The organism is Burkholderia sp. ZZQ-2 (assembly GCF_050768715.1).
GTDB lineage: Bacteria > Pseudomonadota > Gammaproteobacteria > Burkholderiales > Burkholderiaceae > Burkholderia > Burkholderia cepacia.
Genome location: NZ_LDVA01000057.1, coordinates 1 through 21,456 on the forward strand (window position 1 = coordinate 1; position 21,456 = coordinate 21,456).

The 21,456-nt window shown below is 68.8% G+C and carries 20 protein-coding genes and 1 pseudogene; 3 read left to right on the plus strand and 18 right to left on the minus strand.

The features are described 5' to 3' along the window. From ABY44_RS01810 to ABY44_RS01820, 3 genes and pseudogenes are all read left to right on the plus strand, one after another. Nucleotides 1–327 (plus strand): annotated as a pseudogene (locus tag ABY44_RS01810) (thiamine-phosphate kinase); the annotation flags it as partial. Then, the gene (locus ABY44_RS01815; protein ID WP_060085805.1) at nt 317–868 is read left to right on the plus strand and encodes a phosphatidylglycerophosphatase A family protein; all 552 of its coding nucleotides are present in this window, start codon (nt 317–319) and stop codon (nt 866–868) included. The pseudogene ABY44_RS01810 and the gene ABY44_RS01815, both read left to right, overlap by 11 nt. A 31-nt stretch (nt 869–899) precedes the next feature. Next, complete coding sequence (locus tag ABY44_RS01820; protein ID WP_021161868.1) at nt 900–1,400, plus strand: CinA family protein; 501 nt, start codon at nt 900–902, stop codon at nt 1,398–1,400. Nucleotides 1,401–1,437: 37 nt separating this feature from the next. Here ABY44_RS01820 and ABY44_RS01825 read toward each other — a convergent pair whose 3' ends face one another. From ABY44_RS01825 to mpl, 18 genes are all read right to left on the minus strand, one after another. Further along, a complete protein-coding gene (locus tag ABY44_RS01825) occupies nt 1,438–2,496 on the minus strand; it encodes a hypothetical protein (RefSeq protein ID WP_060169908.1) in 1,059 nt (352 codons plus the stop codon). Between the two features lie 232 nt (nt 2,497–2,728). Further along, nucleotides 2,729–3,556 (minus strand): orotidine-5'-phosphate decarboxylase, encoded by an 828-nt coding sequence (gene pyrF / locus ABY44_RS01830; protein ID WP_059697855.1) that lies wholly within the window; start codon nt 3,554–3,556, stop codon nt 2,729–2,731. A gap of 39 nt (nt 3,557–3,595) precedes the next feature. Continuing rightward, entirely contained in the window at nt 3,596–4,657 is a 1,062-nt protein-coding gene (locus ABY44_RS01835) for an aldose 1-epimerase (protein ID WP_059697857.1), read from the minus strand. Between the two features lie 49 nt (nt 4,658–4,706). Further along, nucleotides 4,707–5,513 (minus strand): SDR family NAD(P)-dependent oxidoreductase, encoded by an 807-nt coding sequence (locus ABY44_RS01840; RefSeq protein ID WP_060169906.1) that lies wholly within the window; start codon nt 5,511–5,513, stop codon nt 4,707–4,709. Between the two features lie 28 nt (nt 5,514–5,541). Further along, complete coding sequence (araH, locus tag ABY44_RS01845) at nt 5,542–6,558, minus strand: L-arabinose ABC transporter permease AraH (protein WP_048026113.1); 1,017 nt, start codon at nt 6,556–6,558, stop codon at nt 5,542–5,544. 68 nt (nt 6,559–6,626) lie between these two features. Continuing rightward, a complete protein-coding gene (gene araG, locus ABY44_RS01850) occupies nt 6,627–8,138 on the minus strand; it encodes an L-arabinose ABC transporter ATP-binding protein AraG (RefSeq protein ID WP_060085802.1) in 1,512 nt (503 codons plus the stop codon). 68 nt (nt 8,139–8,206) lie between these two features. Then, complete coding sequence (locus ABY44_RS01855; RefSeq protein ID WP_060169904.1) at nt 8,207–9,202, minus strand: arabinose ABC transporter substrate-binding protein; 996 nt, start codon at nt 9,200–9,202, stop codon at nt 8,207–8,209. A 111-nt stretch (nt 9,203–9,313) separates the two neighbouring features. Continuing rightward, nucleotides 9,314–10,093 (minus strand): SDR family oxidoreductase, encoded by a 780-nt coding sequence (locus ABY44_RS01860; protein ID WP_042976654.1) that lies wholly within the window; start codon nt 10,091–10,093, stop codon nt 9,314–9,316. Then, the gene (locus ABY44_RS01865) at nt 10,093–10,770 is read right to left on the minus strand and encodes a 2-dehydro-3-deoxy-6-phosphogalactonate aldolase (protein ID WP_060085801.1); all 678 of its coding nucleotides are present in this window, start codon (nt 10,768–10,770) and stop codon (nt 10,093–10,095) included. The genes ABY44_RS01860 and ABY44_RS01865 overlap by 1 nt, the downstream gene beginning before the upstream one ends. 22 nt (nt 10,771–10,792) lie before the next feature. Next, nucleotides 10,793–11,818 carry a 2-dehydro-3-deoxygalactonokinase gene (locus ABY44_RS01870; protein ID WP_060169902.1) on the minus strand — a complete coding sequence of 342 codons (1,026 nt, stop codon included), beginning with the start codon at nt 11,816–11,818 and terminating at the stop codon, nt 10,793–10,795. After that, on the minus strand, nt 11,815–12,714 hold the full coding sequence (locus ABY44_RS01875) for an IclR family transcriptional regulator (protein WP_021161879.1): 900 nt from the start codon (nt 12,712–12,714) through the stop codon (nt 11,815–11,817). Before ABY44_RS01875 ends, ABY44_RS01870 begins: the two co-directional genes overlap by 4 nt. Nucleotides 12,715–13,063: 349 nt before the next feature. Beyond that, nucleotides 13,064–13,462 carry an EF-hand domain-containing protein gene (locus ABY44_RS01880; RefSeq protein WP_060169901.1) on the minus strand — a complete coding sequence of 133 codons (399 nt, stop codon included), beginning with the start codon at nt 13,460–13,462 and terminating at the stop codon, nt 13,064–13,066. A gap of 79 nt (nt 13,463–13,541) precedes the next feature. Beyond that, nucleotides 13,542–15,152: a S10 family peptidase gene (locus tag ABY44_RS01885; protein ID WP_027788420.1), complete on the minus strand. Its 1,611-nt coding sequence runs from the start codon at nt 15,150–15,152 to the stop codon at nt 13,542–13,544. Nucleotides 15,153–15,600: 448 nt separating this feature from the next. Next, on the minus strand, nt 15,601–16,338 hold the full coding sequence (gene mtgA, locus ABY44_RS01890) for a monofunctional biosynthetic peptidoglycan transglycosylase (protein WP_042976647.1): 738 nt from the start codon (nt 16,336–16,338) through the stop codon (nt 15,601–15,603). A gap of 14 nt (nt 16,339–16,352) precedes the next feature. Then, nucleotides 16,353–17,219, minus strand: coding sequence for a shikimate dehydrogenase (gene aroE, locus ABY44_RS01895; protein ID WP_027788422.1), 867 nt, complete (start codon nt 17,217–17,219; stop codon nt 16,353–16,355). Then, on the minus strand, nt 17,216–19,312 hold the full coding sequence (locus tag ABY44_RS01900) for a ribonuclease catalytic domain-containing protein (RefSeq protein WP_060169899.1): 2,097 nt from the start codon (nt 19,310–19,312) through the stop codon (nt 17,216–17,218). The genes aroE and ABY44_RS01900 overlap by 4 nt, the downstream gene beginning before the upstream one ends. A gap of 80 nt (nt 19,313–19,392) precedes the next feature. Beyond that, nucleotides 19,393–19,962: a YqiA/YcfP family alpha/beta fold hydrolase gene (locus tag ABY44_RS01905; RefSeq protein ID WP_021161885.1), complete on the minus strand. Its 570-nt coding sequence runs from the start codon at nt 19,960–19,962 to the stop codon at nt 19,393–19,395. Next, nucleotides 19,959–21,456, minus strand: a 1,498-nt coding sequence (gene mpl, locus ABY44_RS01910) for a UDP-N-acetylmuramate:L-alanyl-gamma-D-glutamyl-meso-diaminopimelate ligase (protein ID WP_431640791.1), incomplete at its 5' end; no start/stop codon positions are given. The genes ABY44_RS01905 and mpl, both read right to left, overlap by 4 nt.

Consider the following 21,456-nt stretch of genomic DNA (forward strand, 5'->3'; position numbering starts at 1 on the left):
CACATCCTCGCCCGCTCGCACGTGCGCGCCGAGATCGATGCCGACGCGGTGCCGCGCTCGGCCGCGCTCGCGACGCTGCCGCCCGACGTGCAGCGACGCTGCACGCTGGCCGGCGGCGACGACTACGAACTGTGCTTCACCGCGCCGGCGGCGGCCCGCGCGGCGGTCGAAGCGGCCGGCCTGACGGCCGGCGTGCCGGTCACGCGAATCGGTACAATACGCGCGTTGTCCGCGCCGTCGGAACAGCCCGCGATCGCGTGGCGCGACGCCGCCGGCGCGCCCCTCGCCCTCACGTTGCACGGCTTCGACCACTTCCATGCAGACTGACCCGACGCCCGCGCACGCCGCGGCCGAGCCCGGCGCCGCACCTGGCGGACACGCGCCGCGGCGCGCGACCGCGCGCTTCATGCTGTCGCACCCCGCGCACCTCGTGTCGCTCGGCTTCGGCAGCGGGCTCGCGCCGCTCATGCCCGGCACGTTCGGCTCGCTGTTCGGCTGGCTCACGTTCGTCGTGCTCAACCGCTACCTGACGGTGCCCGAATGGTGGGCGCTGATCGCGGTCGGCTTCGCGGCGGGCACGTGGCTCACCGGCTTCACCGCGAGAAAGATGGGCACGTCCGATCCGGGCGCCGTCGTCTGGGACGAAATCGTCGCGATCTGGCTCGTGATGCTGTTCGTCACGCCCGCGACCTTCATCGGCCAGCTATGGGCGTTCGTCGCGTTCCGCATCTTCGACATGCTCAAGCCGCCGCCGATCCGCTATTTCGAGCGCCGCCTGAAAGGCGGGCTCGGCATCATGGTCGACGACCTGGTCGCCGCGTTCATGACGCTGCTCGTGATCGCCCTGTGGCGCTCCGTCGTCGGCTGACCGATTTCCCGACTCCCGTTTCCCGACGCGCATGCCAACCGATTCCGTCGTCCACCAGCTTGCGATCCGCGCAGGCAACAAGCTGCGTGACGAGCACCTGACGCTCGCCACCGCCGAATCCTGCACCGGCGGCATGATCGCCACCGCGATCACCGACATCTCCGGCAGCAGCCAGTGGTTCGAGCGCGGCTTCGTCACGTACTCGAACCAGGCCAAGATCGACATGATCGGCGTGCCGCCCGACCTGATCGACAAGCACGGCGCCGTCAGCGAGCCCGTCGCGCGCGCGATGGCCGAAGGCGCGCTGCGCAACAGCCGCGCGCAGGTCGCGCTGTCCGTCACCGGCATCGCGGGCCCGGCCGGCGGCAGCGAGAAGAAACCGGTCGGCACCGTGTCGTTCGGCTGGAGCAACCGGCTGCATACCGACGTCGAGACGCTCGTGTTCAAGGGCGACCGCGATCAGATCCGCACGCAGGCGGCCGCGCATGCCCTGCGCGGGCTGCTGAAGCTGCTCGACGAGCGCGAGGGCTGACCGGGCAGGGGCGCCCGCAGCGCCCCTGCCGGCCCGCTTACTGGATCGCGTCGGGCTTCACGACGATCCAGTTCTTGTCCGCCGTGACCGGCAGGCCGAGCGACTTCTGCCGCGCGGCCGATTCATCCGACCACGCGCGGATCTGCGCCATCTGCTTGTCCTTCTTGTTCACCCACACGCGCACGCCGCCGCGCGCGACGTCGGTCGCGTTCAGCAGCATGTAGCCGTCGGACGTCGGCGTGTCGCCCGCGACGAGCACCGGCTTCTTCCACTGGTCGATCCAGCCGACGATCGAGCCGAGCTTGCCTTCGTACCACGTCATCGGGTTCATCAGGAACGGCGTGATCACGAGGCTGCGGTTCGCGGCCTCGTCGTACTTGCCGGCCTTGATCTGCAACCGGGACGTCGTCAGCGCGCCGGTCGCCGGGTTGCGCAGCAGCGTCGTCACGCCGATCACGTTCTGCGGCTTCACGTTGTAGCCGTACTTCGGGTCGGACAGCACGAGCCGCGCGAGCTCCTCGTGCGCGGCCGTCATCACGTAGACCTCGATCCCGTTCTCGCGCAGCACGTTGTACAGCTCCTGCATCCCGCGGAAGAAACGCGGCGGGTTCACCGTGCCGTCGGCCACCTTGTCGCCCTGCCAGTAGCGGATCGGGATCGGCTTGCCGTCGGCGAGCATCGCGTCGACGTGGCGCTTCAGGTCGGCCAGCGACTGCCCGGCGAACGCCTGCGCGATCCACGGGTAGCAGACCAGGTCGTCGATCTCGCAGAGCCGGTAGTAATAGCTCGTCAGCGATTCCTTGTAGTCGGCGGAATCCTTGAACGGGATCAGCTTCAGCGACGGATCGAGCGTGTCGCGCGTCAGCACGCCGCGGTTCTCGAGGTACGGCAGCAGCGACTCCTCGAGGTCGTAGCGGTAGGTCGTGTTGTCGGCGTCGAACACCGCGTAGTCGCCGCGGTGCGCGTGCGCTGCGATCATCGCGTTCAACGCCTTCGCGCTGTCGGCCGGCCAGTGCGACAGGTCCGCCGCGTGGGCGAAGCTCATGCACAACGACGCGGCAAGCGCGCTCAGAAGACGTCGGGACAGCTTGGGCATGGCGTCACTCCCTTTCTTGACAGTTTCGTTACAGACCGATGACAAGCGCGAGCATCGCGCGATTGGCGCGCGGGCATGCGGTGCGGAAACGACGGGAAGTTGCCCGTGCGCGTCAGTGCGACGGCCGGGAACGAGGGAAACGGAGGCGGTAAGGCGGAGAAAGCGGCACGGGCCCGCGAACGCGGGCCTGCCGGAACCGGCTGCCCGCGCGGGCAGCCGGCGCCAGCGTCGATCAGCGATGCGCGTTGATCGTGTCGCGGGTCTTCTGCGCGGCGAGCGCCGCGGCTTCGGCGAAATCCTCGCCCTTGCTCGCGTACAGGATCGCGCGCGACGAGTTGATCATCATGCCGGTGCCGTCGGCCGTGCGGCCTGCGTTGACGGTCGCCTGCACGTCGCCGCCCTGCGCGCCGATGCCGGGGATCAGCAGCGGCATGTCGCCGACGATCCCGCGCACGATCTCGATTTCCTTCGGGAACGTCGCGCCGACCACGAGGCCGAGCTGGCCGTTCTTCGCGTTCCACTTGTTCGCCGCGAGATCGGCCACGACCTGGTACAGCGGCCGGCCGTTCGTGTCGAGGAACTGCAGGTCGGAGCCGCCCGGGTTCGACGTGCGGCACAGCACGATCACGCCCTTGCCTTCGTGCTCGAAGTACGGCTCGACCGAGTCGTAACCCATGTACGGGTTCACCGTGACGGCGTCCGCACGATAGCGCTCGAACGCTTCGCGCGCGTACTGCTCGGCCGTGCTGCCGATGTCGCCGCGCTTCGCGTCGAGGATCACGGGCAGGCCCGGGTGCTGGAGGTGGATGTGCGCGATCAGGCGCTCGAGCTGGTCTTCCGCGCGATGCGCGGCGAAGTAGGCGATCTGCGGCTTGAACGCGCTCGCGTATTGCGCGGTCGCGTCGACGATCTGCCGGCAGAATTCGAAGATCGCGTCGGGCTGGCCCTCGAACTGCACGGGAAAGCGCGACGGCTCGGGATCGAGGCCGACGCACAGCAGCGAATTCGTGCGCTGCCACGCGGCGCGCAGCGATTCGATGAAAGTAAGCGGGGAAGACATGGCGGGTACTCGCGGCAAACCGTTGGTAGACCGCGTATTTTACCCGCGTCGCCGACGCGCCTCGCGTGTCGCGCCATTGCCGCGCGCATCGGCGCGCTCGACGGTGAACGCGAAACGCCGCGTGAGCCGCTCGCCGGGCGCGAGCAGCGTCATCCCGTGCGCGGTCGCGCCGCCCGGCAGGTTCACCGCGTTGATCGGATGATCGACCGGCTCGAAGCAGAAGAAGTCCTCGCCGGGCGGGGTATAGAGCACGTACGCATCGGCGTCGGCCGCCACCGTCAGCGACAGTCCGCGGCGCGGCCAGCTCACCGTCGCGTGGCCGCCCCAGCCGGTGAATGCGTGATTGACGAGCGCGGCCGGCAGCGGATACGCGACGCCGAACTGCCAGGCCGGCGGCACGCTCACGTGCCGCACCGGCAGGAAATCGGCGCCCGACAGCCACAGCCCGCCGGCGGCCGCGGCCAGCTCGGTCACGTCGTCGCGCACCAGGAACGGATGCACGCCGAGCCCGAACGGCAATCGCGCGCGCCCCGCATTCTCGATCGTCAGCGCGATCGACAGCGTCGTATCGTCGAGCTCGAACGACTGGATCGCGCGGAACGCATACGGCGCACCGGCGGTGCGATCGAGCGACAGCTGCAGCGACGTGGCGGTCGCATCGTCCACCTGCCATGGCGCGAGCCAGCCGTCGCCATGGATCGGCAGCGGCTCGTCGCGGCGGTTGCGCGGCACCGCGACGCTGCGCCCGTCGCATTCGAAACGCGCGCCGCCGATGCGGTTCGAGTAAGGCAGCAGCGGATAACACGCGAGCTGGTTCGGGTCCGTCGCCGTCTCCGGGTGGTCGCAGCGGCGGAACACCGGCATCAACGCGCCGTTGTCGCCGCGCCAGTCGAAGCGCGCGATGCCGCCGCCGAGATGCGGCAGCACGTCGAGCCGCAGCGCCGCGTTCGACAGCGTGACGGCCGCCGCATGCGCGGCGCCGACGCCCTGCGCGAAAGCAGCCGTCTGCGGGCCGGGGCTGACCGGCTGCGCGGCGGCGGCCAGGCGCGCGCGGCGCGACTGGCTGGTGGACGACGATGCGCGCGAGGACGTGGCGGTCATGATGAACTCCTTTCCTTCGTCGAAGAAACGATGCGGGTCGTGCGAGCGGTCAGGCCCAGCCGCCGTCGACGATCACGTCCTGCGCGGTGATCATCCGGCTGTCGTCGGCCGCGAGGAACAGCGCCATCCGCGCGAGATCGGCGGGCAGCAGTTCGGCGTCGATGCACTGGCCGGCCTTGATCGCCGCGCGGCCCGCGTCGTCGAGCCACAGCCGGCGCTGCTTGTCGGTCATCACCCAGCCCGGCACCAGCGAATTCACGCGGATGCCGAACGGGCCGAGGTCGCGCGCGAGGCCGCGCGTCAGCCCCTGCACGGCCGCCTTCGCCATCACGTAGACGGGATAGCCGCCGTTCTTCAGCATCCAGCTGATCGAGCCGAGATTGATGATCGCGCCGCCGCCCTGCTGCTTCATGTCGTCGATCACCGCCTGCGCGGCGAAGAACTGGTGACGCAGGTTCACCGCGATGCCCGCGTCGAACGATTCGGGCGTCACGTCGCCGATCGCGTGGCGCGCGTCGTTCGCCGCGTTGTTCACGAGCACCGCGATCGCGCCGATGCGCGCGCGGATCGCGTCGATCGCATGGCGCAGCGCGCCGACGTCGGTCAGGTCGCACTGGATGAACAGCGGCGCGTGGCGTACGTGCGCGAGGCTGTCCGCCAGCGCGGCGCCGGCGGTCGCGTCGAGGTCGACGAACGCGACGCGTGCCCCCTGCAACGCGAAGTGTTCGACGAACGCCGCGCCGATGCCGGTCGCGCCGCCCGTGATCAGCACCGCGCGATCCTCGAGGCTCGGATACCCTGCATAGCGCGCGTGGCTCGTGGTGTGCGCGTCGTGCGCGGAAGTGTCGATGGTCATGCGGTTCGTCTCCGTGGAAACCGGTCGGTCAGTCGCGTACGCCGCGGTTCTTCAACTGGTCGAGCAGCACGGCCGCGAGCAGGATCGCGCCGCGCACGAGGTACTGGTAGAACGCGTCGATGTTCAACAGGTTCATCACGTTCTCGACGGTGCCCATGATCAGCACGCCGATCACGACGCCGGAGATCGTCGCGCGGCCGCCCATCAGCGACACGCCGCCGAGCACGCACGCGGAGATCACGTTCAGCTCGAAGCCCTGCGCGGCGTTCGGCTGGCCCGACGTGATGCGCGATGCGAGGATCACGCCCGCGAGCGCCGTCACCGCGCCCTGGATCAGGAAGATGTACACGCGCGTGCGTTCGACGTTGATCCCCGCGAGACGCGACGCCTCGGGATTGCCGCCGATCGCGAGCGTGTTGCGGCCATACACCGTCTGGTTCAACAGCACGCCGAACGCGATGAAGCACAGCAGCGTGACCCAGATCGGCAGCGACACGCCGAAGAGCGTGAGCCCGCCGAGCGCGATGAACGTATCCGACGACACGCCGACCGCCTGCCCCTTCGACACGATGAAGCCGAGCCCGCGCACGATCTCCATCGTCGCGAGCGTCGTGATCAGCGCGTTGATGCGCAGGTACGCGATCACCGCGCCGTTCACGAAGCCGATCGCGGCGCCGGCCGCGACCGCGGCGACGATCGCGACGAACGTGTTGTCGGTCGCGTTCAGCACCATCGCGCACAGCACGCCCGAGAACGCGACGGTCGAGCCGATCGACAAGTCGAAGTCGCGCGACGCGAGACAGAACATCATCGTGCACGCGACCATGCCGATCTGCGAGATCGACAGCGCGAGGCCGAGCATGTTGTCGATCGAGAAGAAATGATCGACCGTCAGCGACATCGTGATGAACATCACCGCGAAGATCGCGATCAGGCTGTATTCGGTCAGGTGCTGCCACCACTTCTGGCGGTCGCTCTGCTGCGGCACCAGCGCGTCGGCCGTGGGCTTCACGGCGGCGCTGCCGAGGTTTTCGTTGACTTGCATGATTGTGTCTCCTGCTCCTGCATCGCGCGGCCCGTGCCGCGCGTCCGATTCGATTGTCGTGTCCTGCGTCAGGCCGCCTCGACGGCGCTCGTCTGCGGCAGCGCCAGGCTCAGCACCGCGTGCTCGTTCGCCCGTTCGCGCGGCAGCTCGCCCGCGATCCGGCCTTCGCGCATCACGACGATGCGGTCGGACACGCCGAGCACTTCCGGCAGCTCCGACGACACCATCACGATCGCGCAGCCGCGCTCCGCGAGCCGGTAGATCACGTCGTAGATCTCGTGCTTCGCGCCGACGTCGATCCCGCGCGTCGGCTCGTCGAGGATCACGACCTTCAGGTCGGGCTCCGCGAGCCAGCGCGACAGGATCGCCTTCTGCTGGTTGCCGCCCGACAGGAAGCGGATCTTCTGGCGCCGGTTCGGCGTCTTGATCTTGAGCCGCTGGATGAAGCGGTCGGCGGTTTCGCTTTCGGCCTTGCGGTTGATGAACAGCCCCGCGCGCAACGAATGGCGGCGGCAGCTGATGTTGATGTTCTCCGCGACCGACGCGATCGCGATGATCCCTTCTTCCTTGCGATCCTCGGGGCACAGCACGATGCCGTGGCGGATCGCGTCGCCGGTGCGCTTCACGTCGATGCGCGCGCCGTCGAGCGTCAGCACGCCCGCGCGCCGGTGATCCGCGCCGTACACGAGCCGCATCAGCTCGCTGCGGCCCGCGCCGACCAGCCCGAAGAAGCCGACGATCTCGCCCGCGCGCACCGAGAAGCTCGCGGGTTCGCGCAGGGCATGGCCGTCGACGCCTTCGGCGGAGAACCGCACGTCGCCGAGCGTGCGCGGCGCGTAATGGTAGATATCCGAAATCTCGCGCCCGACCATTTCGGCGACGAGCCGCTCGCGCGGCACGTCGCCGAGCGATTCGTGCGACGCGATCTTGCGCCCGTCGCGGAAGATCGTGCACGCATTGCAGAGCCGGTAGATCTCGTCCATCCGGTGCGAGATGTAGATCAGCGCGCGGCCCTGCGCGCGCAGGTCGTCGACGAGCTTGAACAGCACCTCGGTCTCGCGATGCGACAGCGAACTGGTCGGTTCGTCGAGCGCGATCACGCGCGCATTGCGCATCAGCGCCTTGCAGATCTCGACCATCTGCCGCTGCGCGATCGACAGCCGCCCGAGCTTCGCATCGGGATCGAGATCGACACCCATCGCCGCGAGCCGCTCGCGCACGTAGCGCTTCGCCTCGCGCTTCCGCACCCAGCCGAACGCATTCGGCAGGCGGCCGAGCAGCAGGTTTTCCGCGACCGTCAGGTCGGGCACGTACTGCAGCTCCTGGTGAATCACCGCGATGCCGGCCGCGATCGACGCGGCCGCATTCGCGAACTGCACGGGCCGGCCGTCGACCAGCACGCTGCCCGCATCGGGCTGGTATTCGCCGCCGAGAATCTTCAGCAGCGTCGACTTGCCCGCGCCGTTCTCGCCCATCAGGCCATGCACCTCGCCCGCGTGCACGTCGAACGAGATGCCGTCGAGTGCGCGCACGCCGGGAAATACCTTGCCGATATTGTCAAAACGCAGTGCCGCTGACACGTCGCCTCTCCACTTCCGGAATCGATCGACCGCCGGCCGCCGCATCGCCGCGGCAGCCGGCGGGCCGCTTACTTCGACGCGAGCCCCATCTCGTCGCGCACCTTCGACACGTTGTCGCGCGTCGCGAGCATGCCCGTCGTCAGCGTCAGCGCCGGCGGTGCCTTGCCCTGCGTGATCCACGCGTACATCAGGTCGGAGGTTTCCTCGCCGTGGCGCTTCGGGCTGATGATCACGGTGCCGTAGAAGCCCGTCGGCTGCGGCTTCTTGAACTCGCTCAGCGCCGAATCGGAGCCGCCGATGCCGATGCCGATCATGTTGTCGGCCTTGAAGCCGCGCCCTTCGGCCGCGCGCACCGCGCCGAGCACGGCCTCGTCGTTCAGGCCGTACGCCACCCAGTGCTTGAACTGCGGGTTCTTCGTGAGCGCGATGTTCGCCGCGTTGAACGCGTTCTCCGTGTCGGTCTTCGCCTGCGGCGCGGCGATCACGTTCGCCTTCGGGAAGCCGGCGGCCACCAGCGCGTCGGTCGCGCCGCTCGTGCGGTCGTGCGCGGTCGGCAGCTGCTCGTAGGTGATGTCGATCGCGCCGACATCCTTCATGTCCCAGCCGCGCTTCTTGATCTCGGCCGCGATGCCGTCGCCGACCTGCTTGCCGATGTTGTACGCGGAGATCCCCATGTGCGGCACCGACTCGATCGGCTTGCCCGCGCCGTCGACGAGGCGGTCGTCGACCGTCATCATCTTCAGGTTGTGCGATTTCGCCTTCGCGACGATGCCCGGCCCGAGCTTCACGTCGGGCGTGCAGATGATGAAGCCCTGCGCCTTCTGCGCGGACAGGTTGTCGATCGCGCTCATCACCTTCTCGCCGGACGGCGCACCGATCTTCACGAGCGTGAAACCTTTCGCCTTCGCCGCCATCTCGGCGAACTTCCACTCGTCCTGGAACCACGGCTCTTCCGGCTGTTTCACCAGGAAGCCGATCTTGACCGGATCGGCCGCATGCGCAACCGGGCTCCCGATCACCACCGCGGCCGCAGCGGCCAGCGTTACGAACGTTCTGCGTTTCATCTCCAGTGTCTCCTTGTCTTCATCGAACAGGATGCAGCCGCTTGTTGGTTTCGACGCAGCGTGCGCGCGGCCGTCGCACGTGCGGTCTTTCGAATCGCTACGTCAATCGTGTCAGTCGTGGTACAGCGCCGCACGCCCGCCGTCGACGGTGATGCATGCGGCATTGATGAACGGCGCCTCGTCGGACGCCAGGAACACGGCCGTCATCGCGACCTCCTCGGGCCGGCCGATCCGCTTCATCGGCTGCAGCGCGAGCGTGTCGGCGCGCGCGGCGGCCGGATCGGGCTGCGCGTCCCACCAGTCGCGCGTGAGCTGCGTCTCGATGTAGCCCGGCGCGATCGCGTTCACGCGGACGTTGCGCGCCGCGTATTCGATGCCGAGCGCACGCGTGAGACCGAGTACGCCGTGCTTCGCGACCGGGTACGGAAAGCAGCCCGGGATGATCCTGAATGCATGCGTCGACGCGATGTTCACGATGCTGCCGCGACCGCGTTCGACCATCCCTTCCAGCGCCGCGCGGCAGCCGTGCCACACGCCGTCGAGGTCGACCGCGAAGCAGCGGCGCCAGTCGTCGTCGGTCATCGTCAGCGGATCGGCGAACACGTTGATGCCCGCGTTGTTCACGAGCACGTCGAGCGGGCCGAACGCCGCCTCGGTCCGCGCCACGGCATCGCGCACCGCATCCTGGCGTGCGACATCCGCCTGCAGCGCCAGGACGCGCGCGCCGGCGATGTCGTGTGCAATCCCGGCGGCCGTGCGCTGCGCCTGCGGGAGGTCGAGATCGACGAGCGCGACGGCCGCGCCCTCGCGAACGAACGCGCGGGCGATCGCGGCGCCGATGCCCCGGCCCGCGCCCGTCACCATCGCGACCTTGTCCGCGAGGCGGCCCATCATGCGGCTCCGCCGCGCGCCGCGCGCAGGCCGGCCTGGAACGCACGCGCGTTCGCGGCAGTCTCGTCGGCCGGCTGGCCGGGCCGGTACAGCGCCGAACCGAGCCCGAAGCCGTTCGCGCCGGCCGCGAGGAACGGCCGCATGTTGTCGGGTGCAATCCCGCCGACCGGGATCAGCGGCACCGCGCGGTCGATCACCGCGCGCCACGCCTTCACGACGACCACGCCCAACTGCTCGGCCGGGAACATCTTCAGCACGTCCGCGCCGTTCGCGAGCGCCGCGAACGCTTCCGTCGGCGTCGCGACACCCGGCGCGCTCGCGAGGCCGCGCTCGCGTGCGCGGCGGATCACGGCCGCGTCGCTGTGCGGCATCACGATCAGCGAGCCGCCCGCATCCTGCACGCGATCGACATACTCCGCGCGCAGCACCGTGCCCGCGCCGACGATCGCGTCGTCGGGCAGCGCGCGCCGCAGCGCCGCGATGCTGCCGAACGGCTCCGGCGAATTGAGCGGCACCTCGACGATCCGGAAGCCGGCTTCGTACAGCGCACGGCCGTGGTCGGCCGCTTCGGCGGGCGTGATCCCGCGCAGGATCGCGATCAGCGGACACGCGTCGAACGCGCGCATCAGTGCGGCGTGAGGCGTGTACGGCGCGGGTAACGTAAGGTCGGACGGCATCAGGGGTTCCTCTGCAATCGGTTCATTGGTCGGCGCAGACGGGCTCGCCGTCCGCGCGCACGAGCCCGGCGCGTGACGCGATCCGCCACAGGCCGCGCTCGGTCGCATGCGCGACGACTCGCGCGTGCGGGTGGCCGAATTCCTGGAGCGCATCGGCGTAGCGCGCGCACAGGCCGTCGTCGCCGATCAGCAGCAGCGGCTGGTCCGCGAGCGCGATGCCGCGCTCCGCGAGCATCGCGTCGAGCGCGTTGAGCTCATGGCCGATCAGCAGGCCGGACAGGTAGTCGCCCTGCGCATCGGGCGCGAGGCGGTCGGTCAGGCCGAGCGTGCGCGTGCTGAAAATCGTCGCCAGCAGACCCGTGTGCCGCGCGCCGCGCGCGACCGATACGCCGCGCACGAACGCCGCGCGATCGGGCGACGCACCGGCGCGCATCGTGCGGCCGAGGATCGTGTGGTCGCGCAGCACCGCGAACAGCTCGCCGGTCATGAAGGTCTGGAACCGCTCGATCAGCCCGTCCGTCACCCACGCCCATTTCGCATGCGTGCCCGGCAGGCCGATCAGTACCCCTGAACGATCGGCGCCAAGCGTGGGATCGCTCGCGAGTGCGCCGACTATCTGCGTTTCTTCGCCGCGCATCACGTCGGGCAATTCGCCCGTGGCGATCACGCCCGGCACGATCGAGATCGTCGCCCCGCGCGAGGTCGTCACCGTGATGAGGCCCGCGACGAGCGCGTCGGCGCCGGCCGGCACCGCGACATACGGCGCCTCGCGCCAGCCCTGCGCGCTGCCGACCATCCCGGCGGCGAGCACCGGCAGGCCGGGCGAGCGGTCGAGCCAGTCGCCGCAGGCTTCCTCGAACACCGCGTCGAACGCGCGCGCGCCGCCGCCCGGCACATGCATGACGCCCGCCGGACGGCTGCGCGTGTCGATGAGCGCGCCGTGCGCGTCGTACAGATACGCGCGCAGCGAGGTCGTGCCCCAGTCGAGCGCGATCAGCGACGGGGTGGCGGAGGTGGCATCCGGAACGGGCCGGGTCGAAGTCGTCATCGTTTGATCCTGCGGGTACCCTGCGGCGGGCTCCAGCCCAGTTCCGCGGAAATGGCTCGCGCTTCGCGCTGCACGAGCGGAATCAGTTCGTCCATCCGGTCGTGCGGCATGTACGGAATCGTGCTCGCCACCGACACCGCCGCGACGACCGCGCCCGATGCGTCACGGATCGGCGCCGCCACGCAGCGGATCGACGCCTCGTTCTCCTCGAGGTCGAACGTATAGCCGCCCGCTGCGTAATGGGCCATGCGCTGCAGGAACGCGCTCGTCTCGGGCCGGTTGTCGGGCTTGAAATTGACGCCGGCCAGCGCGCGCCGTGCGGCCTCGAACAGCGAGCGCCACAGGTCGGGATCGAGGTCGAGCATCATCGCTTTGCCAATGCCGGTCGACGCGAGCGGCATCCGGTGGCCGACGCGCGAGCGCATCTCGAGGCCGCGCGTACCGGGAATCTTGTCGATGTACAGCACGTCGTCGCCGTCGCGCACGCCGAGATGGATCGTGTCGAGCGTCGCTTCCGCGAGCGCTTCGAGGTGCGGGCGCGCGACCGCGGTGAGCGGCATCTGCTCGAGCGCGATCGTGCCGAGCTCGATCAGCTTCGGGCCGAGCAGGTAGCCGCCCTGCACCTGCCGCAGGTAGCGCGCCTGCACGAGGCTGCTGACGAGGCGATGCGTCGTGCTGCGCGTCGTGCCGAGCGCGGCGCCGATCGCACGCATGTCGCGCGCGCCGTTCGCGATCGCCTCGAGAATCGCCAGGCCGCGCAGCAGCGTCTGCGTACCGGCCTGCTGGGCAGCGAGATCGAGCGGCGTGCTGGTCGCGCCGATGCTGTCGGTCAGCGACGCATCGTCCGGCGTCGCGCGCCGGGCGTCGAGGGCAAGGGAGTCGGGCATCTTGGTCATGGGGCGGGCTTCTTCAACGGAACCGGTGAAGCCGTTCGCGCGACGCCGGAACTGCGTCCGGCATCGCGGCGAGGCGGCGGTCGATGCACCGAATAAAGCGCCCGGCGAACTTCATGGAAGGTGTCTCCGTGTGCGTCGGGCGCCGCGCGATGCGTGGGTCCGAAGCTGTCGATGTGCTTCGGATTGTAGGAGCGCACGCACTCGCCTCCAATATTTGAATGCGTTGCCCAGATAATGAGAATTCGACGGAAATCCGCGGCAGGCACGCCGTAACGGCCGCGCCATGTGCACGGGGGCGGAACCCGCCGTGTCGCAGGTTCCGCCCCCGTTGGTTCACCGCGCGCCGCGCTTACTGCTGGCTCGTGCTGCGTGCCTGCATGTAGCGCTGTACGTCCGCGAACGACACGCGGCCGTTGCCGCTCGAGTCGATCTGCCGGAAGTGGTTCGCGACATAACCGAGGCCGGCCGCGCGCGCCTGCGATTCGGTGATCGAACCCGTGTTCTGCGAGTCGGCCGCGCTGAACTGCCGCGCGAGCTTGCGCACCACCTGCGCATGCAGCGCGGCGCCTGTCGTCTGCGTGCCGGCGGTCGGCTTGCGCGCGGCCGGCGGCACGTACGGATCGCCGAGCTGCGCCTGGCGCGCGCGCGCCGGCACGGCGGCGTCGCTCGCCTGCGCGAACGCGGATACGGATGCTGCGGCGCCGACACATGCGAGCGCCGCGGCAACGACGATGAAACGATTCTTCATATCAGGCTCCAGTCTGGAATGAGGTCGTCGACGGCCGGCGCGGCGCCACCGCGGGCGCCTGCCGCCGGCCGGCGCAGCATCAGTGCGCGGCCGCGTTGTAGAAGGTCACGAGGTCGGCTTTCTCCTGCGGACGCGACGTATCGTCGAGATAGACCATGTGTCCGCCCTGATAGTCCCTGATCGTCAGGTTCGGTTGCGTCCCGAGCCGCGCGAGGTCGAGCTCGGTCTGGTAGAACGGCGTCGCGATGTCGTGATACCCGTTCAGCGACAGCACCTTCAGTTGCGGATTCAGCGTCAGCGCCGCGGCGAGGTCGGGGATCGTGTCGGGCATCGCGAGCCCGTCGTGCGTCCAGTCCCACGTGTTGATCGCGTTGCTGCTCAACGAATACGCCGACTGCGCGGTGTACTTCAGCTCGTTCGGCAGGTACTTGCCGATCGTGTCGGTGAACGGCTTCGTGATGAACGAGCTCGACGGATCGCCGTCCGCGGCAAGCGGGCTCGACACCGGCACGTTCACGCGCGCGTCGTAGCGGCCGATCAGCGTGCCCGGAATCAGCGACAGCTGGAAGCTGTTGTCGAAGAAGGTCGGGATCACGTTGAAGTCCGCATTCCACAGCGACTGCTTCACGCCGGTCGAATTCACCATCGTCGTGACGAGGGCCGGCGGCGGCGGCGTATGGCTCGCCAGGTACGCGTTCACGGCGGGTGCGTAGCTGCCGGCCGTCAGCAGGCGCATCTGGTCCGCATACTGCGGCAGGTTCGACGGGTTCGGGTTGTCGAGCTGGTAGTACGCACCGACGGTGCCATACGACGGCACGAAACCCGCGCAACTCACCGGGCTCGACCCGTTGTTCGAGTTGCCGATGTAGTCGCTCGCCATGTCGCAGTTCGTGTTGTAGTTCAGGATCGACGACTGCAGCACGATGCCGTCGAGCTTCACGCCGGCCGTCTCGAGCAGGTTCGCGAGCACGTCGGTGCGCGGCGTGCCGTACGATTCGCCGAACAGGTATTTCGGCGATGCGCTGCGCTGGTTCACGGCGAGGTAGCGCGTGACGAAATCGCGGAACGCGCCGCCGTCCTGGTCGACGCCCCAGAACGTCTGGTTCGTGTTCGGCGCGATCGCTTCGGAGAAGCCGGTGCCGATCGCATCGACGAATACGAGGTCGGTCGTGTCGAGCAGGCTTTCCTGGTTGTCGACGAACGGGAACGTCGACGTGTTCGCGTTCGGGTCGCCCGTCTGGATCCGGCGCGGGCCGAACGAGCCGAGGTGCAGCCACACCGATGCCGAGCCGGGGCCGCCGTTGTACAGGAAGGTGACGGGCCGCTTCGCCGCGGGCTGGTTGTCGGCCGTATAGGCGACATAGAAGAACGAGGCTTCGGGTGCGCCCGTCTGCGGATTGCGCGCGACGAGGTGGCCGGCCGTGGCCGTGTAGCGGATCGTCTTGCCGTTCAGCGTGATCTGGTGATGCGTGACGGCGGCCTTTTCAACCGCGGCGGAGGCGTCGAGCGACGCGTTCGCGCTCGACGAATAACTGTTCGGATCGTTGTACGCCCTGTCCACCTGACCGGCGGGATCGGCTGAGTTGTCGGCGCTGGCAGCAGCGGACGATGTCACGTCGTCGTTGCAGGCCGTCAGAATCAGCGAAGAAAACACCACTCCCAACAACAGCTTCGCTTTGCTCGCTGGCATCGTTGCTTTCCTTCTCTCGGATGTTTTTTGTATCGAGCAGCCGGATAAGCCGCCCCCCGCCTCGATCGCGGCCGATAAGCCGAGGCGCTGGCCAATATACGCGAGCCCGTCAGCTTTGAAAAATTTTGAAATATTTGGCCGGCGGCCGGTGCGGCGCACACCTTTCAGGAATGCTTCGGTTCGCGAAACGTTGCATTTCACGTGCCTTTCACGGACTTTCGCGTTTACCCGGGAATACTAAAAATTCCAGGATTTCGTGCCATATCAGCCAACAAACGCGCGTGATCGCGAGCATTGCTCAGCAAAGCGAAATAGACGGATTCGTCTAATGGATGTGACCCGAAATGCGCGTGATGCGCATGCGCTGCAGCGCACAAACGGCCCGCGAGCGACCCGCGTGCAGCGCACGGGCGTCGAAACGGTCAATGTGACGGCGCGCTCGCGCCGTTCACTCCGATTGCGGCAGTTCGGCCGCTCCCATCCGGCGGGCAATGACTGCCGCGCGCTGTGCCTGGTAGGCCGAGCCGCGGTGCGCGTCGAACCAGCGCGGCTTCGGCAGCATCACCGCGAGGCGCGCCGACTGCCACGCGCCGAGCCGGCTCGCGGGAATCCGGTAGTAATAGCGTGCGGCCGCCTCGGCACCGTACACGCCGCGCCCCCACTCGACGGAATTCAGGTAGATCTCGAAGATCCGCTCCTTGTCGAGCACCGTTTCGAGCATCCACGTGATGATGAGCTCCTGCCCCTTGCGGATGTAGCTCTTCTCGCGCGACAGGAACAGGTTGCGCGCGAGCTGCTGCGTGATCGTCGAGCCGCCCGCGACGATCCGGCCGCGCGCCTTGTTCTTCTCCCACGCCTGCAGGATCGCGTCGACGTCGTAGCCGTTGTTGGTCGCGAAGGTCGAGTCTTCCGACGCGATCAGCGCGCGCTTCAGGTTGCGCGAGATCTGGTCGTAAGGCACCCACTGGTGCTGGATCTGCGCGGGCGGCTTGTCGCGCGACAGCCACCACGCGTCGGTGCGCATGAACGCGGTCGAGCCCGGGTTCACGAACGACCACAGCGCGATCTGTACGAGATAGAACAGTTGCGTCGCGAGCCACGCACCCGCGAACACCGATCCCGCATAGACGATCCAGCGCGTCGGGCTCACCGTCCGCGTGTGCTGCGTGCCGCTCACCGCCACCACGTGCCGCGCCCCGTTCAGCTCGCCGCGAGCGCCTGGCGCAGCGCGGCCAGCACCGGTGCGCCGTCCGGACGCACGCCGCGCCAGATGAAGAACGATTCGGCCGCCTGCTCGACGAGCATCCCGAGCCCGTCGGCGGTGCGCGCGCCGAGCGACGCCGCATGCTGCATGAACACCGTCGGCTGCGCGCCGTACATCATGTCGTACGCGAGCGTGCCCGCGCCGAACGCGGCCGCGTCGCACTCCGGTAGCGCGGCATCGAGGCTGCCGGCCGTCGCGTTGATCACCACGTCATATGGCTCCGCGCGCACGACGTCCGGGCCGCCGCCCGCGAGCGTGCAACCCGCATCGTGGGCGGCCTGCATGAACTGGCCGACGAGCGCCTCGGCCTTGCTCGCGGTGCGGTTCACGATCGTGATCGACAGCGGCGCGCGGTCGAGCAGCGGCAGCACGACACCGCGCGCCGCGCCGCCCGCGCCGAGCAGCAGGATGCGCGCGCCCGCCAGCGACACGCCGAGATTCGCTTCGATGTCGCGCACGAGGCCGACGCCGTCGGTGTTGTCGCCATGGATACGGCCGTCGGCGTCGATGCGCAGCGTATTCACCGCGCCCGCCGCCGCCGCACGCGGCGACAGCGTGTCGGCAAGCGCATGAGCCTCGAGCTTGAACGGCACCGTCACGTTCGCGCCGCGACCGCCTTCGGCGACGAATGCCCGCACGGCCGCGTCGAACCCGTCGACCGGCGCGAGCCGGTGCGTGTATTCGACCGGCTCGCCCGTCTGCGCGGCGAACTGCGCGTGGATGAACGGCGACTTGCTGTGCGCCACCGGGTTGCCGAACACGACATAGCGGTCGGCGCCGCTCGTCGACGCAGCTGCGGTCATGATGCGCGCCCCTCTTCTTCGGCGTTGCCGCCCGTGGCTTCGCCGCCTTCACCACCTTCGCCGGCTGCCGCGCCGTCCGCCTCCGCCAGCGCTTCCGCCTCGGTTTCGGCCGTCGCGTCTTCGGCGTCGATCAGCGTGTCGTCGCCGCCTTCGGCGTCATCCTCTTCGTCGGCCGCATCGCCGCTCGTCACGGTCGGCGCATCGAGCACGTTCAGCAACCGCACCGATGCCTCGATCGTCAGCTCGTCGAGCGACATCACGTCGAGCAGCACGCGCGTGCCGCGCGCATGCACGCCGAGCCCCGGCACGTGCAGCAGCAGCGGAATTTCCTCGAGGCGCACGAGATCGCCCTTCACCACGCTCGCGACGACCTGCTTCTTCTGCTCCTGCGCGAGCCAGCGCAGGCACCAGAAGTATTCCATCCGGCGCTGGTAGTCGGCGTAGGCCGTATACGTGTCGTCGAAGCCCTGCACGACCGCGTACAGGTCGGCGTCCTTCGGCTTGAACGGTGCGGCGAGCTTCGCGGTGACGCCGTGCTGCACGCACGCGAGCAGCTGCCACTGGTTCACGAGGTCGACGTAGCGGCGCAGCGGCGACGTGCTCCATGCGTACTGCGCGACGCCGAGACCTTCGTGCGGCGCGGCCGTCGTCTGCATGCGCGTGCGCTTCGGGCCCGGTGCGCCGAAGCCGCGCTGCGAGCGGTAGATGCCCGGCACCGTGTGATCGTGCAGGAACGCGCCCCAGGTCGAGTTCGCGAGGATCGCGAGCTCCGACACGATCAGGTCGAGCGGCGAGCCGCGGCGGCGCGGCGTGATCGTCACGTGCTCGCCTTCGACGTAGAAGTTGTAGTCGGTGTTGCGCTGCACCTCGCGCTTCAGGCCGTAGCCCGCGCGCGCGACCTGGCGCTTCTCGAACAGCGCCTGCGCGAGCGGCCACAGCACGGCGATGTCGTCCTTGTGCGGATAGTCGCCGGTGCCGGCCGCGAGCGTCTCTTCGTTGACGAGCTCGTCGAGGTTGTTGTGCCGCAGGTTGTTCTTCACGAACACGAGCTCGGCGCGCGTCTCGTTCGCGACGATCTCCTGCGTTTCGCGGTTGACGATGATGTACAGCGACAGTGCCGGGCGGTAGTCGCCCTCTTTCAGCGTGAACACGTCGACGACGTCGTCCGGCAGCATCGTGATCTTGTCGCCCGGCATGTAGACGGTCGACAGGCGCGTGCGCGCGATCGCGTCGATCGCGTCGCCGCGCACGATCCCGAGCGCCGGCGCCGCGATGTGCACACCGACGCGCACGCGGCCGTCGGAGAGATGCTCGACCGAGAATGCGTCGTCGATTTCGGTCGTCGTGATGTCGTCGATCGAGAACGCCTCGACGTCCGCGCGCGGCAGGTCGTCCGGCAGCGGGCCGACCGTGACGGCCGGGAAGCCCGTGCCGTGCGGGAAGAACTCCGCGAGGAAGCGCGCCTCGTGCAGCGCGCGCGGCGACGCGATGCCGCCGCAGTCGAGCATCAGCCGCGCCGGCGACACGCCGCGCGCACCGGCCGCCGCTTCCATCGCCTTGTATTCGATCGCGTTCTTGTCCGGCCGCGTCAGCAGCCCGAGCACCTTGCCCGCGAACGCTTCCGGCAGCTTGCCGGCCTTCAGTTCCTCTTCGTACTGCGCCTGGACGAGCGCCTGCTGGCGCTTGCGCTCGAGCGACGCGAGCGCCATCTTGAGCTGCTCTTCCGGCGCGCGCTGGTACTGGCCGCGCCCCTTGCGGCGGAAGTAGACGGGCGAGCCGTGCAGTCGCAACACCAGCGCCGCACGCTCCACCGGGCCGTACGTCGCGCCGAAGTATTCCGCGGCCAGCGCCGTATACGCGAACTCGTCGGTCGGCGCGCATTCCCACAGGAAATCCAGGTCGATCTGCTGCGCGGCCGTGTCGGCTTCCTGCATCAGTTCGCCCGCGGCCGGCTTGTCGAATTCGATCAGCACGTCTTTCGCGCGCACCTTGGCCCGCCGCCCGCCGGGCAACTCGACCTGAAATGCGTCGCCCTGGCGCGACAGCACGCTGCCCGCCTTGAAACTGCCCGATTCCTCGAAGAAAACGTTCACTCAGTACTCTCGTTCAGACTGCCGGGCGCCGCGTCCGCGGCGCCGCATGATGATGGGAATTCGATCGGCACGTGGCCGGATTAAGACGTCTTTCCGTCGCAAAACGCGAGAACGTCGTCGACATAGTCGGCAAATTCGCTGATCCCGTGATCGCTGCCTTCGATCACGCGCGTCTTCGCGCCCGGGTAGTGCGCGAGCATCTCGCGGTAATCGAGCACTTCGTCACCGGTCGCCGCGAACAGATAGTAGCGTTCGGCACGCGTGATTGCCGGCACGCGCAGCGCGTCGAGTTCATGCAGGTGATGGCGCTCGACGACGATCGTGCCGCCGCCGTGCCACAGCGGCTGTTCGCCCAGGTGCTGCTCGAGATCGCGCTGCGGCACGATGGCCGGATTCAGCAGCACGGCCTTCCAGCCGTGTTTTTCGGCCAGCCAGGTCGCGTAATAGCCGCCGAGCGAGCTGCCGATGACAGTCACGTCGCGCGCGCCCGCCACCTCGGCTTCCGCGACCGCGATCGCTTCGAGCGGCGACACCGACAGCGACGGGCACCGCCACTCGCCGCTGCGGCCGAGCTCGGCCATGCGCGCGGCGAGCTGGCGCGACTTCTGCGATTCCGGCGACGACCGGAAGCCGTGCAGATACAGGATCACGAGCGGCTCCCGAGCGCATCGAGCAGCTTCTGATGAACGCCGCCGAAGCCGCCGTTGCTCATCACGAGCACGTGGTCGCCCGGGCGGGCGGCTGCGACGACGGACTTCACCAGCAGGTGCAGGTCGTCGAACGCGTGCGCGCGGTCGCCGAGCGGCGCCAGCGCCTCGGCCAGATTCCAGCCGAGCGCGTCGCGCCCGGCCGGCGCGCCGTAACCGAACACGAGATCGGCGTCGGCCAGGCTCGCCGGCAATTGCGACTTCATCACGCCGAGCTTCATCGTGTTCGAGCGCGGCTCGAGCACGGCGAGAATGCGGGAATTCTGGCGGCCGATGCGTGCACGAAGGCCGGCGATCGTGGTTTCGATCGCGGTCGGATGGTGCGCGAAGTCGTCGTAGACGGTCACGCCGTCCACGCTGCCGCGCACTTCCATGCGGCGCTTCACGTTGCGGAACGACGCGAGGGACGCGGCGGCCTGCGCGGGCGGCACGCCGACGTGGCGCGCGGCCGCGATCGCCGCGAGCGCGTTCATCCGGTTGTGATCGCCCTGCACCTGCCATGCGACTTCGCCGACGCGTTCCGCGTGCGAATACACCGCGAAACGCTCGTCGACCGGCACACCGTCCTCGGCCGGCAGCGCCTGCCAGCCGCCGTCGACGCCGAACCGCTCGACCTCGCTCCAGCAGCCGCGCGCCAGCACGCGCTCGAGCGCGTCGGAACGGCCGTTCGTGACGATCCTGCCGACACCGGGCACGGTACGCACGAGATGGTGGAATTGCGTCTCGATCGCGGCGAGATCGGGGAAGATGTCGGCGTGATCGAATTCAAGGTTGTTCAGCACCGCGGTGCGCGGCCGGTAGTGGACGAACTTCGAGCGCTTGTCAAAGAACGCCGTATCGTATTCGTCGGCCTCGATCACGAAGAAGCTCGAATCGGTGAGCCGCGCCGACACGCCGAAGTTCAGCGGCACACCGCCGATCAGGAAGCCCGGGTTCAGACCGGAGTCTTCCAGCAGCCACGCGAGCATCGACGACGTGGTCGTCTTGCCGTGCGTGCCTGCGACCGCGAGCACCCACTTGCCGGCCAGCACGTGCTCGCCGAGCCATTGCGGGCCGGATACATAAGGCAGGCCGCGATCGAGGATCGCCTCCATCAGCGGATTGCCGCGCGTGACGACGTTGCCGATCACGAACAGATCCGGTTTCAGGTCGATCTGCTCGGCGCCGTAGCCCTCGATCAGCGTGATGCCCTGCGCCTCGAGCTGCGTGCTCATCGGCGGATAGACGCCCGCGTCGCAACCCGTCACCGTGTGGCCCGCCTCGCGCGCGAGTACGGCGAGACCGCCCATGAAGGTGCCGCAGATGCCAAGAATGTGGATGTGCATAGATGAATGCTTTCGCGCCGCCGGGCGCCGTCGATTCGGAAAGGATGTGTGTGCGGCGCGCCGGACGGGCCGCGCGGCCGGCGCCCGGCCAACGGCTTTTGCCGCGACACAA

Excerpts from the sequence above, each read along its gene's own strand:
- ABY44_RS01815 (WP_060085805.1), top strand. The coding sequence starts at position 317 with ATGCAGACTGACCCGACGCCCGCGCACGCCGCGGCCGAGCCCGGCGCC.
- ABY44_RS01820 (WP_021161868.1), top strand. The coding sequence starts at position 900 with ATGCCAACCGATTCCGTCGTCCACCAGCTTGCGATCCGCGCAGGCAAC.
- ABY44_RS01825 (WP_060169908.1), bottom strand. The coding sequence starts at position 2,496 with ATGCCCAAGCTGTCCCGACGTCTTCTGAGCGCGCTTGCCGCGTCGTTG.
- pyrF (WP_059697855.1), bottom strand. The coding sequence starts at position 3,556 with ATGTCTTCCCCGCTTACTTTCATCGAATCGCTGCGCGCCGCGTGGCAG.
- ABY44_RS01835 (WP_059697857.1), bottom strand. The coding sequence starts at position 4,657 with ATGACCGCCACGTCCTCGCGCGCATCGTCGTCCACCAGCCAGTCGCGC.
- ABY44_RS01840 (WP_060169906.1), bottom strand. The coding sequence starts at position 5,513 with ATGACCATCGACACTTCCGCGCACGACGCGCACACCACGAGCCACGCG.
- araH (WP_048026113.1), bottom strand. The coding sequence starts at position 6,558 with ATGCAAGTCAACGAAAACCTCGGCAGCGCCGCCGTGAAGCCCACGGCC.
- ABY44_RS01855 (WP_060169904.1), bottom strand. The coding sequence starts at position 9,202 with ATGAAACGCAGAACGTTCGTAACGCTGGCCGCTGCGGCCGCGGTGGTG.
- ABY44_RS01860 (WP_042976654.1), bottom strand. The coding sequence starts at position 10,093 with ATGGGCCGCCTCGCGGACAAGGTCGCGATGGTGACGGGCGCGGGCCGG.
- ABY44_RS01865 (WP_060085801.1), bottom strand. The coding sequence starts at position 10,770 with ATGCCGTCCGACCTTACGTTACCCGCGCCGTACACGCCTCACGCCGCA.
- ABY44_RS01870 (WP_060169902.1), bottom strand. The coding sequence starts at position 11,818 with ATGACGACTTCGACCCGGCCCGTTCCGGATGCCACCTCCGCCACCCCG.
- ABY44_RS01875 (WP_021161879.1), bottom strand. The coding sequence starts at position 12,714 with ATGACCAAGATGCCCGACTCCCTTGCCCTCGACGCCCGGCGCGCGACG.
- ABY44_RS01880 (WP_060169901.1), bottom strand. The coding sequence starts at position 13,462 with ATGAAGAATCGTTTCATCGTCGTTGCCGCGGCGCTCGCATGTGTCGGC.
- ABY44_RS01885 (WP_027788420.1), bottom strand. The coding sequence starts at position 15,152 with ATGCCAGCGAGCAAAGCGAAGCTGTTGTTGGGAGTGGTGTTTTCTTCG.
- aroE (WP_027788422.1), bottom strand. The coding sequence starts at position 17,219 with ATGACCGCAGCTGCGTCGACGAGCGGCGCCGACCGCTATGTCGTGTTC.